Raw genomic sequence first — 23,190 nt, 5'->3', positions numbered from 1 at the left:
CGTACAAGGGAGTAAGGACTCATGGCAGTAGGCAAAGAGATACGTGGCAAGATCAAGAGCGTAGAGAATACGAAGAAGATCACCAAGGCGATGGAAATGGTCGCCGCATCGAAAATGCGCAAAGCGCAGGACCGTATGCGCGCCGCCCGTCCCTACAGTGACAAGGTTCGTAATATCGCCGCTAATCTGGCTTCCGCCAATCCGGAATACACGCACCCGTTCCTGGCTTCGGCCAAGGGCGACCAGGCCAAGAAAATTGGTTTCATCGTTGTCACGACCGATAAAGGTCTGTGCGGCGGTTTGAACACCAACGTTCTGCGCCAGGTGACGAACAAGGCCCGCGAGCTGGAAGCGGCGGGCAACAAGATTGAAGCGGTAGCAATCGGTAACAAAGGTTTGGGGTTCCTGAATCGCGTCGGCGTTTCTGTGGTTGCTCAGGCAACGCAGATCGGCGATACGCCGCACCTGGAAAAACTGATCGGCCCCGTCAAGGTGGTGCTCGAGAAGTTCCAGGAAGGCAAACTGGACGCCGTATACCTGTGCTATACCAAGTTCATCAACACGATGAAGCAAGAGCCGATGGTGGAGCAGTTGCTGCCCCTGCCGGCCGACAAAATCAAGGCGGATGCCAATACCCACCAGTGGGATTACATCTATGAGCCTGATGCGCAAACCGTGATCGACGAACTGCTGGAGCGCTACATTGAAGCGCTGGTATACCAGGCAGTGGCGGAAAACCTGGCGTCCGAGCAATCGGCGCGTATGGTCGCAATGAAGGCCGCTAGCGATAACGCTGGCAGCGTCATTGGCGAACTGAAGCTGATCTATAACAAGACCCGCCAGGCCGCGATTACCAAAGAACTCTCCGAAATCGTTGCCGGTGCGGCTGCGGTTTAAACGAATTTAACTATATTGAAGGAACGAACATGGCTGATGGCAAAATCGTTCAGTGTATCGGCGCGGTGGTGGACGTTGAGTTCCCACGCAACGCGATGCCTAAGGTTTTCGACGCCCTGAAGATGGAAGGCTCGGAACTGACCCTGGAAGTACAACAGCAGCTGGGTGACGGCGTGGTCCGTACCATTGCTCTGGGTTCGTCCGACGGTCTGCGTCGCGGCATGATGATCCAGAACACCGGCAAACCAATCATGGTGCCAGTGGGTAAAGCCACCCTGGGCCGTATTATGGACGTGCTGGGTAACCCGATCGACGAATGCGGTCCTGTTGCTCACGACCAACTGGCTTCGATCCACCGCGTGGCGCCTGCGTACGACGAACTGTCGCCGTCGCAAGACCTGCTGGAAACCGGCATCAAGGTTATTGACTTGGTTTGCCCGTTCGCCAAAGGCGGTAAAGTGGGTCTGTTCGGTGGCGCCGGTGTGGGCAAGACCGTTAACATGATGGAACTGATCAACAACATCGCTAAAGCGCACTCGGGTCTGTCCGTGTTCGCCGGTGTGGGTGAGCGTACCCGTGAAGGTAACGACTTCTACCACGAGATGGCCGATGCCAAAGTGGTGGATCTGGAAAACCCAGAGAACTCCAAAGTGGCGATGGTGTACGGTCAGATGAATGAACCACCAGGCAACCGTCTGCGCGTGGCGCTGACTGGTCTGACCATGGCGGAAGCATTCCGTGACGAAGGCAAAGACGTTCTGTTCTTCGTGGACAACATCTACCGCTTCACCCTGGCCGGTACCGAAGTTTCCGCACTGCTGGGCCGTATGCCTTCCGCAGTGGGTTACCAGCCTACCCTGGCCGAAGAAATGGGCCGTCTGCAAGAGCGTATCACGTCGACCAAAACCGGCTCGATCACCTCGATCCAGGCCGTCTACGTTCCAGCGGATGACTTGACCGACCCGTCGCCAGCGACCACCTTCGGTCACTTGGATTCGACCGTCGTTCTGTCCCGTGACATCGCTTCGCTGGGTATCTACCCTGCGGTGGACCCACTGGATTCGACCTCCCGTCAGCTGGACCCGCTGGTGGTTGGCCAGGAACACTACGAAACCGCACGCGCTGTTCAGGGCACCCTGCAGCGCTACAAAGAACTGCGTGACATTATCGCAATTCTGGGTATGGACGAACTGGCACCGGAAGACAAGCTGACCGTGGCACGCGCTCGTAAGATGCAGCGTTTCCTGTCGCAGCCATTCCACGTTGCTGAAGTGTTCACCGGCGCGCCTGGTAAATACGTTTCGCTGAAAGACACGATCAAGGGCTTCAAGATGATCGCTTCGGGCGAACTGGATCACCTGCCGGAACAAGCGTTCTACATGGTCGGCGCGATCGAAGAAGCAATCGAAAAAGCCAAGAAACTGGGTTAATTCCCGGTGACTAGGCGACGCTCCCGGTGTTCCGGGAGCGTTTATCCCCGATAGGACACACATGGCAAATACCATACACGTAGATGTGGTCTCCGCTGAAGAGCAAATCTTCTCCGGCGAAGCCACGTTCGTCGCGTTGCCAGGTGAACAGGGCGAGCTGGGTATCTACCCAAAGCACACGCCGCTGATCACCCGTATTCGTCCGGGTGCGGTGCGTATCCAGGTGGCTGGCCAGGCTGAAGACGAGTTCGTCTTTGTTGCCGGCGGTCTGCTGGAAGTGCAACCAAACTCCGTGACGGTACTGGCCGACACCGCGATCCGTGGCAAGGACCTGGATGAAGCCAAGGCCAACGCCGCCAAGAAACTGGCGGAAGAAGCCCTGGAAAACAGCACCGGCACGATGGACTACGCAACTGCGCAGGCCGAGCTGGCTGCAGCGGTGGGCCAACTGGCCGCCATCGCTAAACTGCGTCAACTGCGCGGCTGATTTTCAGCGTTCGCAGGCAGTAACAAAAAGGCAGCTTCGGCTGCCTTTTTGCTTTGGTTTGCTTTAGTATCGTGGAAAATTCATTGTCATTACAGGAGCCCCATGGCCGCTACCTTGCACGTTGATGTTGTCTCCGCCGAAGGCCAATACTTCTCCGGTCCCGCCACCTTTGTCGTGCTGCCGGGAGAACAGGGTGAATTGGGTATTTATCCGCGCCATACGCCGCTCATCAGCCGTATCCGCCCCGGCGTGGTACGGATACAAAAGCCGGGCAGCGAAGACGAGGAATTCCTGTTTGTCGCCGGCGGTTTATTGGAAGTGCAGCCCGACAATATCACGGTCCTGGCCGACACCGTCATCCGTGGCAAAGACCTGGATGAAGCGCGCGCCAATGAAGCGCGCAAGCTCGCGGAAGAACAATTGGCCCAGCACAGCGGCCAGATCGATTATGCGAAAGTGCAGGCGGAACTGGCGGTGGCGGTGGCGCAACTGGCGGCCATTGCCCGCTGGCGCGCCAGGCATTGAATGTTTCTTTGATAACGGCAGCGTGTCATAATTTGCTTTTACTCAATGAAAGCAAACATGAAACGTGTGCTGTTGATAAGCCTGCTGTTATGCACAGCGCTGGCCGGTAACGCCGCCGAGGCGCCGAAAGTCACCAACCTGGCCCGCGATTTCGTCATCTTCTGGGATGCCACGCAGGGCATGCCGGAAGCGGAGCGAGTGGCGGCGTTTCACCAGCAAGTGGGCGCGAAATTTCCCGGTTTTTATGGTGTCCAACGTTACAAGGGCGACACCGCGATTTTGGACAAGCGGATTGCCAAGGCCCTGGCGAATTTTGGCGCGCGGCGCCAGGCGTATCTGGCCAAAATCGACCGGTTCGGGGCCGATTTGCCGCGCCATATGACGACGTTCTCGACGGCTTTCCCCGACTTTCAGCCCCAGGTGCCGTTGTATTTATTGCACTCCCTGGGGGAAATGGATGGCGGCACGCGTGAATTTGACGGCAAGAGTTACTTGATTTTCGGCGCCGATGTGATGGCCATGCATGGCACGAACGATGACGCCGCCTTTTTCCACCACGAACTGTTCCATATTCATCACGATGCCCGTGCGCCGGAATGCGATGGGCAAGGCATGTGGCAGCCATTATGGCGGGAAGGATTGGCGACCTATGTGTCCCAGGCGCTCAATCCAAATGCAACGGAATCGGAAATGCTGCTGACTTCCCCGGAAGGCAGCCTGCCGAAAGTCAAAGCCACGTTATATGCATCGCTGGCGCACCTGGAAACGGTGCTCGATAACGCTGATGACACGCAGTATGCGCCGTTATTCATGATGAAACAGGACAGCACGGGCCTGGCGCCGCGCCGGGGTTATTACATGGGTTATCTGGTGGCGCGCGATATCGCTAAAACCCGCGACTTGAAAACACTGGCGAACCTCGATTGCAAACAGGCGCGCCAGCTGGTGATTGAAACGGTCGGCAAATTGAAGCAGGCTGCACAGCCTGCTTCCAATTAACTGCACATCCCGTAGGATTTACGATCATCAAAATACCGGTACGTAAACGTGCGTACCGGATAGCGTTCATTTTTTATTTTCACGACGGGCAACAATAAATCAAATCGCTCCGGCAGTTTCCCTTTGAAATGCAAACGGAAACGGTATTGCGTGAAATCCGACGTGCCTATGCCCGTCATTAAAATCGGCACTTCTTCAATCACATCGACAATTTCCGGACGGCCTTCCGTACCACGGCGATAAATCGTCACGATTTCCGCATTGGTCAAGGCCGGCCCATTGGGCGCACCGATTTTAAAGGACCGGCTGGTGAATTGCGCCATCGCACCGCGCGGCACCAGGTAAATCAAGCTGATTTCCACGCCGCCATCCGGCAGAGCGGAAGGCGGCGTGGCCGTTACGGTAATATTTTCCGGCAGTTTAAATGTCGAACCGTCTTCCCATTTCTTGCATTCCGGCGTGGTGGCCTGGTATAGCTGCTCGGGCTGGTAATCGTTGCCGCACGCGGCAAGGGTCATTAATACAGCAAGGGGCGCGATGTGGCGAACAATGCGGCGCATGATATTTCTATTCCTCTCAGCGTTTTTCTTCCATCAGTGCCAGTAAATGGCCATCCGGGTCACGGAAGAACGCCATCCATAATTCATGATCCGGCATTTTAGCAATCAAATGCGGATCGCCATCAAATTCCACCCCGCGGGCCTTCAAAATGCCCGCCATGGCTTCAATTTGTTCCACATAAAAATAATGGCATACGCCCGCGCCGGGTTGCACGGTTTTGGGTGTGCCTTCCAGCATTAAACGGACACCGGCACAATCAAAGAACACCAGGTCGCCATAACGGAACAGTTTATTCAAACCCAGGGCGCCGCCATAAAACGCTTCGGCACGGTTGGCGTCGGAAACAGGCAAGGCAATCTGGCCAATGCGGGATAAAGCCATGGGGTTCTCCGGTATGGGGGTGGGGTAGTCAGTTTACCGTGTCTTGTACCACAAATCAGCATGATTGCGCTAACTTTTGGCATGAAAAGGCGGATTTTACCCCGGAAAGGCGCTGTTGCGCCTTCCGGGGCAGTGCCCACGCTTATTCGCGCTTTTGCTTACCGCGTACGTTGGCGGATTTCAAGATGGCTTTCCAGCGCGACCGTTCAGCAATCCTTTCCAACGGCGTTTGCTGGATGCGGTGCATATCACGCATGAGTTTGAGGTAATTGAAGACGCGATCCGGATCGCAATGCTGAATTACCGCACAGCCCGGTTCTGATTCATGACGGCAATTCCGAAATTGGCATTGCGCGGCCCATTGTTCAATCTCTTCAAAGGCGGCCTGAATACAGTCATCATCGCCATCCGGCCGTAACGTCCGTAATCCCGGCGCATCGATAATGCAGGCGCCGCTTGCGCAAAAATGCATGGAACGCGACGTTGTCGTATGGCGGCCCCGGCTGTCATCATCGCGGATGGCGCCGGTTTGCTGTTCCGCATTGGCCAGGGTATTGGTCAAGGTGGATTTACCCGTGCCGGATGATCCTAATAAGCACAAGGTTTGTCCGCTGTGCAGCCATGGCGTTAATTGCTGCGCTGACATGCTGTCCAGTGCATTGACCGCGAGTACCGGATAACGGTGATTGAGGCGTTTAATGGTTTCAGTTATGCGGTCGCCGGCATTATTGACGGTATCGGCTTTGGTTAATACGACGACCGGCGTGATTTCCGCCGCCGCCACCATGGCAATATATCGTTCCAATCGGCGTAAATTGAAATCATGGTCGAGGCCCATGACCAATAACGCCGTATCGATATTGCTGGCCACGGATTGCCGGCGGCCATCATAAGCGCGGCGGCTTAAATGATTTATTGGGGATAACCGTGAAGTTATCCACCACTCATTCAAGACATTCTTTTCCGCGATGACCCAGTCGCCGACCGCCAAGTGATAATCGTCTTCTTCCAATGCGGTGATCAGGCGCGGTAAAACACGGGCGAAACAGGGATGCTCGCCGTTGTGCAGGGTGAGCCTGCCTTTATGGACTTCGATAATACGCATCAATCGCGTATTCGGCGTGTCGGGTATTGCTGCCAGTTGTGAAAAAAATGCGTTGGTAAAGCCGATACGGTGCAGCGTTTCAAATTGAATAGATAACATGATGTTTCCCATCGTGCACGCCGGACAGGCGTGCAAAAGCACATTCCTTTACGCAAGCGCGCAAAGAAGCCGATTTAATCTGGGAATGCCGGCGCGCGATCGCGCGGCGTTACATCATGTCGAAAGACAGGAGGGCGCGGATCAGGCAGCCGGCAGGAGGGCAATATCCAACGTATGCATGGTTCATTCTCCTGGCCGGTTGATGGGAAGCCGCCAGTGTCGCACTGATGCGCACAGCGGTCAATTGCTTGGGCATGGCGGTGTATGCCATTTCCATATGCCTTCCACGTGATTATTCATATTTCGCTGCTACCTGCTGCCCGTAGACTCTTTGGCAATTATAAAAAATAAACCCTGGAGAAACCGATGAAGCGATTGACCCTGCTGCCGCTGGCGGCAGCCCTTGCTGCGGGCGGCGCCTTTGGCCAGACCCTGCTGACCATCGATGCCAGCGCCCCCGCCAAGGCGCCACTGGAAAACCAGTTGAAGACCGGCGCATCCGTGTCGCCGTCCGGCACGCGACTGGGCGTCAACAGCCAATATCTGACCCGCGATGGCAAACCGTGGATGCCGGTGATGGGCGAATTCCATTACAGCCGCACGCCGGCCGACGAGTGGGAAACGGAACTGCGCAAAATGAAGGCGGCCGGCATTGATATCGTCGCCACCTACGTGATCTGGAACCACCATGAACCGCGCGACGGCCGTTTCGACTGGGCCGGCCAGAATGATTTGCGCCGCTTCGTGCAACTGGCCGCCAAGGCCGGGCTCGATGTGGTGGTGCGCCTGGGACCGTGGGTGCATGCGGAAGTGCGCTATGGCGGGATTCCCGACTGGGTGGTCAATGCCATGCCGACCCGCAAGGATGACCCGCAATACCTGGACCACGTGGCGCGCCTGTACAACGAAACCGGCCGCCAGCTGAAAGGCTTGCTGTGGAAGGATGGCGGCCCGGTGCTGGGGGCGCAGCTGGAAAATGAATACAACCTCGATGGGCCCGCGGAAGGGGCGGGACATATCCGCACGCTGAAGACGCTGGCATTGAAGGCCGGTGTCGATGTGCCGCTGTACACGGTGACGGGCTGGGACCAGACCGTGTATCCCAGTGGCGAAGTCACGCCGGTGTTTGGCGGCTATCCGGATGAACCGTGGGCAGCCAGTACCAAAGAGCTGAAGCCGAAGGAAACTTACGCGTTCCGTTTCGACAGCCGCGTCAGCGGCGACCTGGGGGCGCAGACGGCGCGCAAGGGCAAGGGCACGGCGGAAACGGATATGGACACCACGCCCTTCCTCGGCGCCGAGTATGGCGCGGGCTTGCCGTTCATGTACCGCCGCCGTCCGGTGGTGTCGCCCGACGATATCGCGTCGATGTTGCCGGTGCAGCTGGGCTCCGGCGTGAATTTGCTCGGTTACTACATGTTCCATGGCGGCCGCAATCCCATGGATTTGACGTCGCTGGAAGAAAGTACCCTCAGTGGCGGCCATAACGATACGCCGATGATCAGCTATGACTTCCAGGCGCCACTGGGGCCGGATGGCCAACAGCGTCCCGTGCTGGCGCGGCTGCGTCCTTACCACTTGTTCATGCACGACTTTGGCGACCGCCTGGCGCCGATGACGGTGCGCAAACCGGATCGGGTGCCGGCCGGTTCGGACGACTTGGTGACGCCGCGTTTGTCCTTGCGCAGCAAGGGTGACAGCGCATTCCTGTTCGTCAGCAATCACGTGCGCCAGTACGCGATGCCGGAACAGAAGCAATTGCAGTTTTCCGTCAAGCTGCCCAATGAAACCAAGGTCTTCCCGCGCACACCGGTGGACGTGGCCAATGGCGCGTATTTCATCTGGCCGGTGAACTTCGACCTCGATGGTACGCGCCTGTCGTATGCGACGGCGCAGCCGGTGGCGCGCCTCGATAACGGCAAGGAGGGCGTCGTGTACGTCTTCTCTGCCAGCGGCAACATCCCGGTGGAACTGGCGTTTGACGGCAAGGCGGTGGACCGGCTGGAGATGAGTACGGGCGCGCGCATGTCCAATGCGGGGTCCGGAGTCGTGGTGGAGGGTATCGTTCCCGGCCTTGGCGCAGCGGTCACGTTGCGCCGCGCGCAGGGGCGGCCGGTGACGGTGGTGGTGCTGTCGGAACAGCAGGCGCAGCACCTGGCGATCGGGGAAGTGGCGGGCAAGCGCCGCCTGGTGCTGAGCGCGCAGCAGACCTGGTTTGCCGATGGCGGTGTGAAGCTGCGTTCGGACGGCAATCCCGCGTTCCGCTTTGCCGTCTATCCGCCGCTGCCAAAGTCCGTGAAGGCCAGGCAGGGCGTGCTGAAGGAAGGCGCCGACGGCATCTTCCAGTCGTTCGATATCACGTTGCCTGAGCGCCGTCTTGCGGCCACCATCACGCCGCTGCGGGAAGCGCAAGTGGTCCGTCCGGTCATGATCGGCGGCCAGGCGAAAGCCGCCATGCAACCGATTCCGGAAAGCTTCCGCCAGGCCGCCGCGTGGCGCATCGATGTGCCGCCGTCGTCCGGCAAGGGTGAACCGGAAGCGCTGCTGAACCTGGACTTCACGGGCGACATCGGCCGCCTGTTCAACGGCACGCGCATGCTCGACGACTGGTACTACAGCGGCTATGGCTGGCAATACGCGTTGAAGCATGCGGCTAAAGGACCAAGCCCGCTGACCTTATCCGTGCTGCCGCTGCGGGCCGATGCCCCGGTCTACATACCGAAAGAAGGCCGCCCCGATTTCGCGGGCAAGCAGCAAATCGCCGAACTGCGCGGCGTGACCATCACCCCCGTGTACCGCCTCGACGTGCGCTAACCCCAGTGGGATCAACCCTCCGGTGGGGTCAGGCGTGCATTGATGCGTTCTTTCAATGGGGTCAGGCGTGCATTCGTGCACTTCTTTTTGCATGCGGTGCCGATGCCGCCTGCATTCCTGCGTTTTGACGCGGTGAAATGCGGGCGGCCGGGCCTGCTGCATCCATCGCACATCCGTCGCAACTGACGTCATCGATTTTCCACACCGTGAACAAGTAGCCCTTATTCCACCTGGCCTGCATTCGCGCTGGCATTGTGACGCGAATGCATCAATGCACGCCTGACCCCACCGGGAATGTGCACGAATGCACGCCTGACCCTAGCTATACGAATTGCTCATACATTTGAGTGAATTCGGCATTAGAGAGCAATGCACTAGTTCAGTACGATGCATTCAACCCGTAACCAAAGCGGGTGATTGATTAAGGAAGCGACCAGGCATTCAGCGCCACCTCAAGCCGGCAAGGGCGAGATGTCAAGGCATGGCCAGCCCTGGGAATTTCCCTGATTTATACCAATAAAATACTGGAGACTACGATGACTATTGATACGACGAATTTGCGTAAGACCGTGCTGGCTGCGCTCATTGCCGAAATGCTGCTGACGGTGTGTGCTTCAGCCCAAACCACCGCCGAGGCGGTTTCTGATGATGTAGGCGCGAAAGTGGTTGTCAGCGGTATTCGCGCCTCCCTCTCCTCGTCGTTGAACACCAAGCGCATCCAGGATGGCGTGGTGGACGCGGTGTCCGCCGAGGATGCCGGTAAATTTCCCGATACGAATATCGCCGAATCCCTGCAGCGTGTGACAGGCGTGCAAATCCAGCGCAACAATGGCGAAGGACGCTACATTTCGGTACGCGGCCTGGGACCTGAATTCAACAATGTGCTGGTCAATGGCCGGACCCTGACCAGCGACACCGGCGGACGCGAGTTTTCCTTCGATTTGCTGTCCTCCGACCTGATCTCGAAAGCCCTGGTCTACAAGACATCCCAGCCCTTCCTGCCCGAGGGAGGGATCGGCTCCACGGTGGATATCCAGACGGCGCGGCCGCTGTCGGGCAAAGTGGGGCACTCGTCCGTCGTCAACGTCTTTGACGCGTACGATTCCAACTCAAGGAAAAACACGCCCAATATCAGCGGCATGTATTCGTTCGCCAACGCGGAACGCGACTTCGGCGTGAGCGGATCGCTGTCCTACACCGATCGCGCCTCGAAACAGAACAAGGCCATCACGGACAGCTGGAATTACCGGGATGTCGCCATGATCAATGGCGACCTCAATTCGAAAGGATTGACATCGGCCGATGTCACCACCCGCAAGCTGTACATGCCGCAGAGCTTCGGCTATCAGCAGGAAAACGAAACGCGCAAGCGGCTGGTCGGTAACGTGACGGTGCAATACAACCCGTCGGCCACCTGGAAACTCAGCGCCGACGCCTTGTATTCGCGCCTGGACCAGCGCAACGCCGTGATTGCGATCAGCGACTGGAACAACCCGGCCCAGCTGGGCGTCAAGTATGACGCCAACGATCAGGTGACCAGTTTCCTGCGTCCCGGTGCGAACTTCCTCGCGAACAATCCTGCCTTGAAGGACCTGGTGGGCATCAATTCGAACGACATGATCGTCAAGGGGGGCGACCGCCTGTCGACCACCAGCGCTTTCGGGCTGAACTCGAAGTGGAACCTGGCGCCGGAGTGGAAACTCGAGGGTGACCTGTCGTCCTCGCGCTCGACATCCGAGTCGCCCGATATGTGGGTGGTCGCAGGCATGGTGCCGAAGAACGGCGATGCGTTGACCTTCAACGGCTACCCCACCCTGGCCTTCGGCGACGGCATCGCCGATCCGACGGCGGTGCGCGCCCACGCTGTTTCCAACAGCGAGGTCCAGTTTCGGGACACCCTGCGTGAAGGGCGGTTGAACCTGTCCTGGAACCACGATATCGGCTATTTCAAAGGCCTCGACAGCGGGATGGCGTACTCGCAGCGCAAGGTCGGCCGCAACCAGTGGAGCGCCGACTCGTGGAACGCGTTCAGCGGCTACCATGTTGCCCTGCCCGCCAGCCTGTTTACGGTCACGCCGCTGAACTCGATGGGCGGCGGCGCCCAGGCACCCTCGCAGTACCTCAGCTTCGATCCGCAGGCCTACATCAACTACCTGAACCAGCCATCATTGCTGGCGCAATCGAACGATCCGGCGCTGTATTCCGATCTCAAGAAATTCCCGAATGGGCCGATGGCGATCGATTACACCAGGCCATCGATGTGGGCCGTCAAGGAAAAAGTCGCCAGCCTGTTCCTGGACTCCAAATGGGAGGGCGAGGGCTGGTCGGCGAACGCGGGCATGCGCATGGTGAGGGTGCAATCGACGTCCACCGGGATCAGCCGCGTGTTGCTGTCCGCGGTGAAAAGCCCCAACGATACGACCTATATCCTGAATTGGGGGCCGTCCGCCGTCACGTCGGTGAGCAACAGCTATAACAACTTCCTCCCGTCCGGCAACCTGAAATTCGACCTGACGGACAACACCATCCTGCGCCTGGCCGCGTCGAAGACCGTGACCCGCCCGACGCTGAACCAGCTGGGCGTGGAAAACTGGTATGGCGGACGCTATGGCGACGTGCAGACCGGCGGTGGCAATCCTTACCTGAAGCCGATGCAGTCGAAAAACTTCGACGTGTCGTATGAATGGTATCTGTCGAAAACCAGCTATGTCAGCAGCGCCGTATTCCTGAAAAATGTCTCCGATTTTCTCGAATCGAAACTGGTGGACATGCGGATACCTCAGTACAACGAGGTGGTGCATGACACCCGCGTCCGGAATGGACAGAAGGGTAAAATTAAAGGCCTGGAAATAGCCGGCCAGTATGCGTTTGACACCTTGACGCCCTGGCTGAACGGATTTGGCGCGGCGGCCAACTATACCTATGTGGACGCCAGCGCCACCCGCGAAGGCGACAGCGGTGCGGTGGCCTGCGGCTATCCGGGTTTGTCCCGGCAATCGTATAACGGGTCCCTCTTCTACGAAAACAGCAAGTTCCAGGCGCGGGTCAGCTATAACTGGCGCAACAAGTTCTCGGTCGACTGCGGTGGCGGCAGTGCGCAGCCGCGCAACCGCGCCGCATATGGGCAGACCGATGCCAGCGTGCGCTACAACCTGACGCCAACGATGTCGATCTACGCCGATGTGATCAATTTGACCAACGCGAAGATGCAGGAATATGCGAAAAATGAGACACAATTCCTGACGATGGAAGATGTCGGCCGCCGATTCAACGCCGGCGTGAGGCTGGCCTTCTAAGTCCCGGCGCCTGCAGGGTTGAGCGGGGTGCGGCATGGCGCCGTGCCCCGCGCGGCATTCTTCGGCTTTATCGTTCAGTTTAACCTTCGGAACCATGCATACACATATACCACGCCGCCGTCTGTTGACCGGGGCAGCGGTTGCCGCCAGCACCGCCTTGTTGCCTTTCCGCGCAGTCGCCCAAAGCGCGGCATCGCCGCGCTTCACCGTCGGCGCCAACGATTTTCTGCTGGACGGCAAACCGCTCCAGATCCGCTGCGGCGAAATGCACTTTGCGCGCGTGCCGCGCGAATACTGGCAGCACCGCCTGAAGGCCATCAAGGCCATGGGCCTGAACACGGTGTGCGCCTACCTGTTCTGGAACTACCACGAATGGCGCGAAGGAAAGTTCGACTGGAGCGGCCAGCGCGACGCCGCTGAATTTTGCCGCCTGGCCCGGGAGGAAGGGCTGTGGGTGATTTTGCGTCCCGGGCCGTATGCCTGCGCCGAGTGGGAAATGGGCGGCCTGCCGTGGTGGCTGCTCAAGAAGCATCCGGGCGATGCCTTCCTGCGCACGCGCGACGCGGCCTTTGTCGATCCGGCGCGGCGCTACCTGCGCGAAGTTGGCCGCGTGCTGGGGCCGATGCAGGTGACGCAGGGCGGCTCCATACTCATGGTCCAGGTGGAGAACGAGTACGGTTTCTTCGGCGAAGACCTGGACTACATGCGCACCATGCGCCAGGCGCTGCTCGACGCCGGCTTCGATGTGCCGCTGTTCCAGTGCAACCCGACCAATGCGGTCGCGAAAACCCATCTTCCCGGCATGCTGTCGGTAGCCAATTTCGGCAGCGATCCGGCCGGTGGCTTCAAGGCGCTCGCCGCCGTCCAGCAGGCGCCGCTGATGTGCGGCGAATACTACTCGGGCTGGTTCGACACCTGGGGCAATCCTCACCGCCGCGGCGACAATACGAAAGCCGTGATTGACATCCAGGCCATGCTCAAGGCGAACGGTTCGTTCAGCCTCTACATGGCCCATGGCGGCACCTCGTTCGGCCTGTGGGGCGGTTGCGACCGGCCATTCAGGCCCGACACCACCAGCTACGACTACGACGCGCCGATCAGCGAGGCGGGATGGATCGGCGCCAAGTTCGATGCCTACCGCGAGGGCATGCGTCCGTTCCTGGCGCCCGGCGAGGTGTTGCCCGAGCCGCCACCGCGCAATCCCGTCATGCGGATCGAGCCGTTCGCGTTGAACGAATCGGCGCCGGTGTTCGCCAATCTGCCACAACGCGCGATCAAGGCCACCTCGCCCGCGCCGATCGAACAGTACGACATCAGCCGTGGTTTGGTGGCTTATCGCGTGCAACTGCCGACCGGACCGGCGGGTGTGCTGGCCGCGGCCAAGGTGCGGGACCTGGCCTGGGTCTATGTGGATGGCAAGCAGATTGGCACGATGGATACGCGCCATCGCCGTTTCGCGGTCAGCGTGCCGGCGCGCAGCCGGGCCGTCACGGTCGACATCCTGCTGTACACCATCGCGCGCGTCAATTTCGGCCTGGAAGTGCACGACCGCAAGGGGCTGCACGGTCCGGTGACCTTCACGCCCAAGGAGGGCGTGGCGCAGGCACTGGAGAACTGGGAGATCCGCGCCATCGACTTCGACGCCGATGCGGTGCTGCCGCCGTTATCGTTCAAGGCCGGACGCGCCAAAGGGCCCGCTTTCTGGCGCGGCGGTTTCCACGCCGGCAAGCAGGCAGACACCTTCCTCGACATGTCCGGCTGGGGCCAGGGCATTGTCTGGGTCAACGGCCGTTGCCTTGGCCGCTACTGGAGTATCGGACCAACCCAGACCATGTACCTGCCCGGGCCCTGGATCAAAAAGGGCCGCAACGAGGTCGTGGTGCTCGACCTGACCGGACCGCGCAGCGCCCGGATCGCGGGACTCACCGAACCCATACTCGATCAGCTCAATCCGGAACTGGACCTGGCGCGTCCGCCAAGCACGGTCAAGCCCGCGCTGCAGGGCATCGTCCCGGCGCATGCGGGTGAATTCGCCCCAGGGGCCGCCACCCAGGACGTGCTGTTCGCCACACCGGTGACGGGCCGCCACTTCTGCCTCGAGTCGCTGAGCGCCTTCGATGGCAAGCAGTACGCGGCGGTCGGCGAGATTTCGCTGCTCGGCAAGGACGGCAAAACCCTCAACCAGCAATCGTGGACGATCGCCTACGTCAGCAGCGAAGAGCTGAAAAAGGAAGACGGCTCCGCCCTCAACGCCATTAACGGACAGGCGTCGGATCATTGGCATACGGCGTTCTCCGGTGCAGCGGCGCACCCGCACCAGTTGATCATCGACCTGGGCCCGCGGGTGGAGGTGGCGGGCGTGCGCTATATGCCGCGCCAGGGACCGGACACGGTCACCGGCCGCATCCGGCAATACCGCATGTATGTCGCCGACAAGCTGGTCAGCGAATAGCACCGGCGGATCGTCCCGGGTGGGCCCCCGGTCACTGCGGGGATGATGGTGGTGTACCCGGCGGCGCGCGGCGTATCGTGTGCAGCTCGCACGATTGCGGCGCCAGCGCCTTGCGGATGATGTCGAGCGCCAGCTCCGGCTGCGCATCGCCGCACATGAAAATGTCGGCCGCCGCGTAGCCGTGTTCCGGCCAGGTGTGGATGGAAATGTGGGACTCGGCCAGCAGCGCGACGCCGGTCACGCCCTGGCCGGGGCCAAAGCCGTGGAAATGGCTGTGCAGCACGTGCGCGCCGGCCGCAATGGCCGCGGCGCGCAGCAGGTGGTCGATGGCGTCGCAGCTGGTCAGCTTGTCGGCAGCGATACCGGACAAATCGGCCAGCAAATGCCGCCCGCGTGGCAAATGCTGCATTACTTGTGGCCTCCGCCACCCCCGCCGCCGCCATAGCCGCCGCCATAACTGCCACCGCCGCCCGAATGCGAACTCCAGCTGGAGCCGCTGCCGGACGACGAACCGAAGCTGCTCAGCATATGGCTCCAGCTGCTGATGGTGGTGACCGCCAGCACGACGACCACGTACAAGGTGTAGCGGCCCATTATTTATCCTTGCCTTGCGAATCGATGAACAGCGCCGGCAGGAAAATCGCCAGGGCGCCGATCAGGTTGTAAAAGAATGCGCCGCCGAACGACAGCAGGATCGGCACCAGGTTCAGCGCCAGCATGACCATGATGGCTTTCTTGGCCAGGCTTTTCGGGCTGCCCGCCTTGCCCTTCGGCGCCGGTTCCCGGCCACGGAACGAGGCGCCGAACAGCGCCTTCATCTGGTCGAACGGCACCGGCGTGGAACGCGACCACGTCAATTCTTCCTGCGACAGTTCCGCCGCCAGTTTCACCTGTCCCTGCTCGAATTCCGTCACATGGACCGTGTCGCCGGCCTGTACCCGCCAGTTGAACGCGCCCGCCGCATACACCACCCGCGCGCCATAGCTGTACAGCTTCTTGAAGGCGGCCTTGTCTTGCCGCGCATAGTCGCCGCCATCCCAGCTGGGCCAGTCCGACATCACATTGGCGCGGTACCACCCGTCATCGGTCTCCACCAGCCACGAAAAGCCCGAGCGGTTGCCATACATCAGGTATTCATTCCAGCGTGTGCCTTCATCGTCTTCGCGCACCATGAAGCCGGTGACGCGGAACTCTTGCCGGTTCATGCGCGCGATGGCGCCCAGTTCCAGCGAAGGCCGCATGGCGTCCAGCCGTTCGCCCGCCTGCAGCACCTGCACTTTCGGGCTGGATGCGTCGAGTTGCGCGTGGCACGAAGGGCACAGCAGGGCCGACGTCAGGCCCGGCAGGTATTTGATGGGACCACCGCAGGACGGGCAATCGAGCGCGGTGAGCTTGCCCCGGTGCCGCCCGGTGCTGCGGCGGATTTCTTCATCGTCGCGCAGCAACTGGCACTGCATGCTTTCCAGGGTGACGGACACGCCGGTGTACACGGTGGGCACTTCGCCATCGGAATAATCGAGCGTGGCAAAGCTGCCGCCATCGCGCAAATCCGCCACCTGTGCGCGCCAGCCATCGCCCACCCTGAACGGCAGTTCGCCCTGGCCGCCAATGCACCGCGCGGTGCGCACTTCGGCCACCGTATAGCGGCGGCCTTCGACGGCGGTGAAGTTGCCGGGGGACAGTTCGGGGAACCGGGGGAGCGGGCCGCTGACCTGGCGCGCCGTGGTGACGACGAACTGGCCGGACGAATCGCCCAGCCAGCCACCGGCGCCATCGTCGAACAGCAGGTACCACTCATTCCACATGCCCGCGCTGTATTGCAGCTGGATGCGGCCGACCACGGTGAACTGGCGGCCACCCAGCACGCCGGACGTGTTGATCTGGACCGGCGAATAATCTTCCAGCACGGCGGACATCTTGCCCATGTCCTTGACCGCATCGGCGTCCTTGAGGACGCTGGTATTGCAGTACTCGCACACGGCCATGACGGACGCGTGCGAGCGGAAGGTGACTTCCGCGCCGCAGCTGGGGCAGGAAACGATCTGCATGTGCGCGCCGATACCCTCTGGTTAACCGATCAGTTTCTTCAACAGTTCCGACTTCGCCGTGTCATAGTCGGTGGCGGAAATCAGGCCCTTGTCCAGCAAGCCTTTCAGCTTGCCCAGGCGCGCTTCGATATCGTCTTCGGCCGATACCGGCGCGGCGGCTGGCGCCGCCTGTGGTGCGGCCTGCGGCGCGGCCGGCGCCAGCGACGCGCCGACGGCCTGGCCCATCGCCTGGCCCAGGGTGACGCCGGCGCCCAGGCCCGCGCCGATGCCGGCGATACCGCCTTCGTTTTGCGCCGCCAGCGGGATCGCATCGGCCACCTGGAACTTGGTGTAGCCGGCCATCTTGTCGGCGCCCAGGCTGCCCTTCATGCCGGCGGAAATACGCGCGTCCAGCGCGGCCTGCAATTCTTCCGGCAAGCTGACGCTGGCCACGTTGAATTCATCGAGGCCCACGCCATAGCGGGCAAAGGCATCGGCCAGGTCGCCCCGCACTTGCTGCGCCATTAGCGCTTGGTTGGCGGCCATGTCGAGGAAGGCGACATTCGAGGCGCCCAGCGAGCTGGCCATGGTGGCCATCAGCAGGCCGCGCAACTGGTCTTCGACGTCATCGCGCGTATAGATTTCGCGCGTGCCGGACAGTTCGGTGTAAAACTTGCGCGGGTCCGCCACGCGGTACGAGTACATGCCGAAGGCGCGCACGCGGATCATGTCGAAATCCTTGTCGCGGATCGTGATCGGTTGCTGCGTGCCCCATTTGCGGCCGGTCTGGACCCGGGTGCTGAAGAACACCACGTCCGACTTGAACGGGGAATCAAACAGCTTGTCCCAGTTTTTCAGGTTGGTCAGCAGCGGCAGGGTTTGCGTGGTCAGCTTGTGGGTGCCGGGCCCGAACACATCGGCGATCCGGCCTTCGTTGACAAACACCGCCACCTGCGAATCGCGCACCACCAGCACGCCGCCGTTCTGGATTTCCTGGTCTTGCATGGGGAAGCGCCATGCCAGCACGCCTTCCTGGTCTTCCGTCCACTGGATGACATCGATAAACTGCTTCTTGATAAAGCTGCCGAGGCCCATGATGGTCTCCTTCAAAGGCATGGATAAAGTTTCAGGAAATAAGTTCAGGAAATGCAGGCGGCGTTGATGGCGCCAATCGAGAGAGAAATCGCTCCCAGCAAGCCGCCATACGCGGCGTTGCCGTTTTCGATGTGGTCACGCGACATCTTCAGCATATGCGAGGTGGCGAAATACACCAGTATCTGCACCACCATGGCGCCAAAGGCCCACAGGAAGAATTGCTCGTAATTCGCCGTATGGATCAGGCTCGATGCGATCGTCATGGAAAAGCCGATCAGCGCCCCGCCCAGCGACAAGGCCGCCGCCGGGTTGCCCTGGCGGATCAGCAGCACCTCGTTGTAGGGCGTGATGCGGGTATAGATCGCAAAGAACATGACCAGCAGCAGCGCGGCCAGGAACAGGTGGATCGCGTAGTTTAGGATGGGCGGCACGGCTTTCCTCGGATAGTATCCTGTAATACTGACAATATTAGAACAGAAACACCCGATGACAAAAAGAATTCTGATCCTGTCCGTCTTCGTGGTCGCCTCCTGTGGCCTGGCCTACGAACTGATTGCCGGGGCCCTGTCGAGCTATCTGCTGGGCGACTCGGTGCTGCAATTTTCCACCATCATTGGCTGCTACCTGTTCGCGATGGGCGTGGGCGCCCACTTCTCGAAGTACGTGAAGGACGACGAAGTGCTGGGGCGCTTTGTCGACATTGAACTGGCGGTGGGCCTGATTGGCGGCGTGTCCGCCGCCGTGCTGTTCCTGACGTATTCGTGGATGGCGGCGCCGTTCCGCACGCTGTTGTACGTGATGGTGTTCATGGTCGGGGCGCTGGTCGGCATGGAAGTGCCGCTGGTGATGCGCGCGCTGAACGAGCGCAAGACCGAATTCAATGAACTGGTGAGCCGCGTGCTGACCTTTGACTACCTGGGCGCGCTGGCCGTGTCCGTGCTGTTCCCGCTGGTGCTGGCGCCGCACCTGGGACTGGTGCGCACCGGCTTCATGTTCGGCATGCTGAACGTGGGCGTGGCCGGCTGGACCATCTATGTGTTCCGCGCCGAACTGGACAACCTGGCGGGCCGCGTGCTGCGCGCGGCCACCGTGATGGGCGTGCTGGTGGCGGGTTTTATCGGCGCCGACCGCATGACGCAATGGGGGGAACACGGCTTGTTTGGCGATGAAATCGTGTATTCGACCACCACGCCGTACCAGCGCCTCGTGATCACGCGCTGGAAAGACGATTTGCGGCTGTACATCAACGGCAACCTGCAATTCTCGTCGCGCGACGAATACCGTTACCACGAAGCGCTGGTGCATCCGGCGCTGGAAGCGCTGCCGTGGGCGAAACGGGTGCTGGTGCTGGGCGGCGGCGACGGGCTGGCGCTGCGGGAAATCCTGCGCTACCCGAACATCGAGCACGTGACGGTGGTGGACCTGGACCCGGCCATGACCGGCGCCTTCACCACGCGCGACGAACTGGCGAAATTGAATGGCGGCGCGTTCCGCAATCCGCGCGCCCGCGTCATCAATGCCGATGCGGCGGTGTGGCTGCAAAACACGGACGAGATGTTCGATGCCGTCATCATCGACTTTCCCGATCCGTCCAGCTTCGCGCTGGGCAAGCTGTATTCGGTGCCGTTTTATGGCACGGTGAAAAAACACGTGGCGGCCAATGGCCTGATCGTCGTGCAATCGACGTCGCCGTTCTTTGCGCCGCACGCTTATTGGACCATCGACGCCACCTTGCGCGAGGTGGGGTTGAAGACCCATCCCTACCACGCCTATGTGCCCTCGTTTGGCGAATGGGGCTTTATCCTGGCGTCGCCGCAACTGGCTTACCAGCCGCCGGGCCAGTACCGCTTGCCGATGCGCTACCTGAACGGCGACACCACGCGCGCGATGTTTGCCTTCCCGCCGGACATGCAGCGGATGGAGATGGCGCCGAACCGGCTCAATACCCAGTCGCTGGTGCATGAATTCGAGCAGGATTGGCGCAAGGTGATGCGATGAGCGATTGGTGTCCATTGTTGCGGCGTGCTCCCGTAGGGCGGTTCGCTTGCGAGCCGCCATGCTGGCGTTGCCACTGGCGTGGGCAGTACCGGTTGGCATGCATGGCGGCTTCCGCGTTGCGGAAACCGCCCTACGGGTTGATGCCGCGCCACAAGGAGCAGGCGTGATGGAGCGTCGCTCGTTTCTCGTATGGGCGGGGGCCAGCGGCGCCCTGGCGGCCGGCAGTGTGGCCGGTTTCCAGCGCTGGCAGGAAATCACGCCGACAGTCCACTATCCGGGCCGCGATGAAGGCCACTTCATGCGCGACCGCAAGGCGCTGCCGCCGCCGTCGCAGATCTTGCGCACCGATGTCGCCATCCTCGGTTCCGGCATTGCCGGCATGACGGCGGCGTGGAAGCTGCGCAAGCTGGGGCACGGCGACTTTTTGATGGTCGACGGGCCGCAGCCCTATGGCAATGCGGCGGGCGGACAATTCGGCGACCTGGAATACCCGACCGGCGGCCACTATTTGCCGCTGCCGTCGCCGGAGTCAAAGCACGTGCGCGAAATCCTGTTCGACCTCGGCATCATCGAACGCGACCCTTATGCGGAAAAGCCGGTCTACGATGAACGGTGGCTGCTGCATGCGCCGGAAGAGCGCTTGCTGTACCAGGGCCAGTGGCAGGAAGGGTTTATTCCGACCGAGGGTGTGCCGGACTGGGAACTGGCGGAGCACAAGCGCTTCTTTGCCGAAGTCGAGCAACTGCGGCAAACCCATGGCAATGATGGCAAGCGCGTGTTTGTCTTTCCCACGGTGCTGTCGTCCCAGGACCCGCAGTGGCGCGCGCTGGACCGCATCACGCTCAAGGCGTGGCTGGAGCGAAAAGGGTACCGGGCGCCGACCCTGCACTGGTACTTGAATTATTGCTGCCGCGACGATTATGGCGCGCGCTATGACCAGGTGTCCGCGTGGGCCGGTTTGCATTACTACTGCAGCCGCTGGGGCCAGGCCGCCAACGCGTCGAATGGCGCGTGGCTGACATGGCCGGGCGGCTTGCAGCCGTTGGCCTCAGGCCTGGAAAGGCAAGCCGCCGTGCAGCGCCATGCGGGCACCGTGGTGTCCGTGAAAAAAACCGCGCAAGGGGTGGAAGCGCTGTGCTTCCGGCTGGACAACGGCAAGCCGGTCAGCTACCTGGTGCAGGCCCGTAAAGCCATTTGCGCGATGCCGCTGTATGTGGCGGCGCGGGTGGTCGAGAACATCGCGCAATACGGTTATGACGGGGAGCGCGACAACCCCGTGTATTCGCCGTGGCTGGTGGCCAATTTCCTGTTGAAGCGCTTCCCGCAAGAGAAGCCCCATGTGCCGCTGTCGTGGGATAACGTGGTGTACCAGGAACCGGGGCTGGGCTATGTGGTGTCCACCCACCAGGACATCCGCCAGACGCCGCCTTTGAAAACCGTGTTTTCTTCCTATGTCGCGTTGTCGGACCGCACGCCCGTGTCGGCGCGGCGCTGGATGGTGACGGCGTCGCCTGCCGAGCTGCTGGCGCAGGCCTCCGCCGACCTGTACGCGGCCTATGGCGCCGCGCTGGCGCCGTGCGTGGAACGGGTCGACATTACGCTGCGCGGCCACGCCATGGCGGCCCCGCTGCCGGGTTTCCTGTCGAACCCCGGCGCGCAGGCGCTGCGCGAGGTGGATGGCCCGATCCTGTTCGCCCATGCGGATTTGTCGGGGTTTTCCGTGTTTGAAGAGGCGGCGTGGTGGGGCATCAGAGCGGCAACATTGGCAATCCGATAGCTATGTGAAAACGGCATAGGGTTCGGCAAAAGAAGCATATTTCTGAATTAACGGCCCACTTTAGACTGGCTCCATCGCATTTCCCCACTGATGAAGCCATGAAAATCACCAAGCTGACCACTTACCGTATTCCACCGCGCTGGATGTTGTTGAAGATCGAAACCGACGAGGGCATCGTCGGCTGGGGCGAACCCGTGATCGAAGGCAAGGCGCGTTCGGTGGAAACCGCCGTCGAAGAATTCGGCCATTACCTGATCGGCCAGGACCCGCGCCGCATCAACGACCTGTGGCAAGTGATGTACCGCGGCGGCTTTTACCGTGGCGGTGCGATCCTGATGAGCGCGATGGCCGGTATCGACCAGGCGCTGTGGGATATCAAGGGCAAGGCGCTGGGTGTGCCGGTCTATGAATTGCTGGGCGGCCTGGTGCGCGACCGCATGAAAACCTATAGCTGGGTTGGCGGCGACCGCCCGGCCGACGTGATTGCCGGGATCAAGGCGCTGCGCGAAGCCGGCTTCGATACGTTCAAGATGAACGGCACCGAAGAATTCGGCATGGTCGACACGGCGAAGAAAGTCGATGCGGCCGTGGCGCGCATTGCTGAAATTCGTGAAGCCTTTGGCAACGACATCGAGTTCGGCATCGACTTCCATGGCCGCGTGGCCGCGCCGATGGCCAAGGTGTTGCTGAAGGAACTGGAACCGTTCCGTCCCCTGTTCGTGGAAGAGCCGGTGCTGGCCGAGCAGGCTGAATACTATCCGCGCCTGGCGGAAGCCACCTCGATCCCGCTGGCGGCCGGTGAACGCATGTATTCGCGCTTTGAATTCAAGCACGTGTTCGAGCGCGGCGGCATTTCGATCTTGCAGCCGGACCTGTCGCACGCCGGCGGCATCACCGAATGCGTAAAAATCGCCGCCATGGCGGAAGCCTACGACGTGGCGCTGGCGCCGCATTGCCCGCTGGGCCCGATCGCACTGGCATCGTGCCTGCAAGTGGACTTTATTTCGTACAACGCCGTGATCCAGGAACAAAGCATGGGCATCCACTACAACAAGGGTGGCGAAGTGCTTGATTATGTGTTGAACCCGGAAGACTTCCACCTGGAAAACGGCTACATCAAGCCGCTGCCGAAGCCGGGCCTGGGCGTGGTGATCAATGAAGAAAAAGTCATTGAAGCCAGCAGGAACGCGGAAGAATGGCGCAACCCGCTGTGGCGCCACTTCGACGGTTCCGTGGCGGAGTGGTGA

General features: G+C 60.8%; 19 protein-coding genes. 11 read left to right on the top strand and 8 right to left on the bottom strand.

What is annotated here, in order from left to right; genetic code table 11:
* Positions 1-21 precede the first annotated feature (21 nt).
* The 5 genes from atpG to AC1RRC_RS12565 all read left to right on the top strand — a co-directional run bounded on the left by atpG (position 22) and on the right by AC1RRC_RS12565 (position 4,338).
* Positions 22-897 carry a F0F1 ATP synthase subunit gamma gene (gene atpG / locus AC1RRC_RS12585; protein ID WP_493055812.1) on the top strand — a complete coding sequence of 292 codons (876 nt, stop codon included), beginning with the start codon at positions 22-24 and terminating at the stop codon, positions 895-897.
* A 29-nt stretch (positions 898-926) separates the two neighbouring features.
* Positions 927-2,327 (top strand): F0F1 ATP synthase subunit beta, encoded by a 1,401-nt coding sequence (gene atpD, locus AC1RRC_RS12580; RefSeq protein WP_154371266.1) that lies wholly within the window; start codon positions 927-929, stop codon positions 2,325-2,327.
* Positions 2,328-2,388: 61 nt separating this feature from the next.
* On the top strand, positions 2,389-2,814 hold the full coding sequence (locus tag AC1RRC_RS12575; protein WP_493055811.1) for a F0F1 ATP synthase subunit epsilon: 426 nt from the start codon (positions 2,389-2,391) through the stop codon (positions 2,812-2,814).
* A 102-nt stretch (positions 2,815-2,916) separates the two neighbouring features.
* Positions 2,917-3,339, top strand: a complete 423-nt coding sequence (locus tag AC1RRC_RS12570) for a F0F1 ATP synthase subunit epsilon (RefSeq protein WP_493055810.1) — start codon at positions 2,917-2,919, stop codon at positions 3,337-3,339.
* Between the two features lie 57 nt (positions 3,340-3,396).
* Positions 3,397-4,338 (top strand): hypothetical protein, encoded by a 942-nt coding sequence (locus AC1RRC_RS12565; RefSeq protein WP_493055809.1) that lies wholly within the window; start codon positions 3,397-3,399, stop codon positions 4,336-4,338.
* Here the strand turns inward: AC1RRC_RS12565 and AC1RRC_RS12560 are convergent.
* The 3 genes from AC1RRC_RS12560 to rsgA form a co-directional block, all read right to left on the bottom strand.
* Positions 4,335-4,898 (bottom strand): hypothetical protein, encoded by a 564-nt coding sequence (locus tag AC1RRC_RS12560; protein ID WP_493055808.1) that lies wholly within the window; start codon positions 4,896-4,898, stop codon positions 4,335-4,337. The genes AC1RRC_RS12565 and AC1RRC_RS12560 overlap by 4 nt on opposite strands.
* A gap of 16 nt (positions 4,899-4,914) precedes the next feature.
* Complete coding sequence (locus AC1RRC_RS12555; RefSeq protein ID WP_154371261.1) at positions 4,915-5,280, bottom strand: VOC family protein; 366 nt, start codon at positions 5,278-5,280, stop codon at positions 4,915-4,917.
* A gap of 142 nt (positions 5,281-5,422) precedes the next feature.
* Complete coding sequence (gene rsgA, locus AC1RRC_RS12550; RefSeq protein ID WP_493055807.1) at positions 5,423-6,484, bottom strand: ribosome small subunit-dependent GTPase A; 1,062 nt, start codon at positions 6,482-6,484, stop codon at positions 5,423-5,425.
* A 366-nt stretch (positions 6,485-6,850) separates the two neighbouring features.
* On the opposite strand from rsgA, the gene AC1RRC_RS12545 reads away from it, so the two are divergent.
* From AC1RRC_RS12545 to AC1RRC_RS12535, 3 genes are all read left to right on the top strand, one after another.
* Positions 6,851-9,298, top strand: coding sequence for a beta-galactosidase (locus AC1RRC_RS12545; protein WP_493055806.1), 2,448 nt, complete (start codon positions 6,851-6,853; stop codon positions 9,296-9,298).
* A 536-nt stretch (positions 9,299-9,834) separates the two neighbouring features.
* Positions 9,835-12,594, top strand: coding sequence for a TonB-dependent receptor (locus tag AC1RRC_RS12540; RefSeq protein ID WP_493055805.1), 2,760 nt, complete (start codon positions 9,835-9,837; stop codon positions 12,592-12,594).
* A gap of 94 nt (positions 12,595-12,688) precedes the next feature.
* Positions 12,689-15,046 (top strand): beta-galactosidase, encoded by a 2,358-nt coding sequence (locus AC1RRC_RS12535; protein ID WP_493055804.1) that lies wholly within the window; start codon positions 12,689-12,691, stop codon positions 15,044-15,046.
* Positions 15,047-15,077: 31 nt separating this feature from the next.
* Here the strand turns inward: AC1RRC_RS12535 and speD are convergent, their stop codons facing one another.
* From speD to AC1RRC_RS12510, 5 genes are read right to left on the bottom strand one after another with little or no spacing between them, the layout of a single operon-like run.
* The gene (gene speD, locus AC1RRC_RS12530; RefSeq protein ID WP_493055803.1) at positions 15,078-15,455 is read right to left on the bottom strand and encodes an adenosylmethionine decarboxylase; all 378 of its coding nucleotides are present in this window, start codon (positions 15,453-15,455) and stop codon (positions 15,078-15,080) included.
* On the bottom strand, positions 15,455-15,640 hold the full coding sequence (locus tag AC1RRC_RS12525; RefSeq protein ID WP_493055802.1) for a hypothetical protein: 186 nt from the start codon (positions 15,638-15,640) through the stop codon (positions 15,455-15,457). The genes speD and AC1RRC_RS12525 overlap by 1 nt, the downstream gene beginning before the upstream one ends.
* Positions 15,640-17,094, bottom strand: a complete 1,455-nt coding sequence (locus AC1RRC_RS12520; RefSeq protein WP_493055801.1) for a DUF4178 domain-containing protein — start codon at positions 17,092-17,094, stop codon at positions 15,640-15,642. Before AC1RRC_RS12520 ends, AC1RRC_RS12525 begins: the two co-directional genes overlap by 1 nt.
* A 21-nt stretch (positions 17,095-17,115) precedes the next feature.
* Complete coding sequence (locus AC1RRC_RS12515) at positions 17,116-18,168, bottom strand: SPFH domain-containing protein (protein ID WP_493055800.1); 1,053 nt, start codon at positions 18,166-18,168, stop codon at positions 17,116-17,118.
* Positions 18,169-18,212: 44 nt separating this feature from the next.
* Positions 18,213-18,599, bottom strand: coding sequence for a DUF350 domain-containing protein (locus AC1RRC_RS12510; protein ID WP_493055799.1), 387 nt, complete (start codon positions 18,597-18,599; stop codon positions 18,213-18,215).
* A 55-nt stretch (positions 18,600-18,654) separates the two neighbouring features.
* On the opposite strand from AC1RRC_RS12510, the gene AC1RRC_RS12505 reads away from it, so the two are divergent.
* From AC1RRC_RS12505 to dgoD, 3 genes are all read left to right on the top strand, one after another.
* The gene (locus AC1RRC_RS12505) at positions 18,655-20,166 is read left to right on the top strand and encodes a polyamine aminopropyltransferase (protein ID WP_493055798.1); all 1,512 of its coding nucleotides are present in this window, start codon (positions 18,655-18,657) and stop codon (positions 20,164-20,166) included.
* A gap of 166 nt (positions 20,167-20,332) precedes the next feature.
* Positions 20,333-21,943 (top strand): NAD(P)-binding protein, encoded by a 1,611-nt coding sequence (locus tag AC1RRC_RS12500; protein ID WP_493055996.1) that lies wholly within the window; start codon positions 20,333-20,335, stop codon positions 21,941-21,943.
* Positions 21,944-22,041: 98 nt separating this feature from the next.
* A complete protein-coding gene (dgoD, locus tag AC1RRC_RS12495) occupies positions 22,042-23,190 on the top strand; it encodes a galactonate dehydratase (protein WP_493055797.1) in 1,149 nt (382 codons plus the stop codon).

It is taken from the genome of Pseudoduganella sp. GW821-FHT12E03 (assembly GCF_058807115.1).
This window is presented reverse-complemented; position numbering and strand designations above follow the sequence as displayed.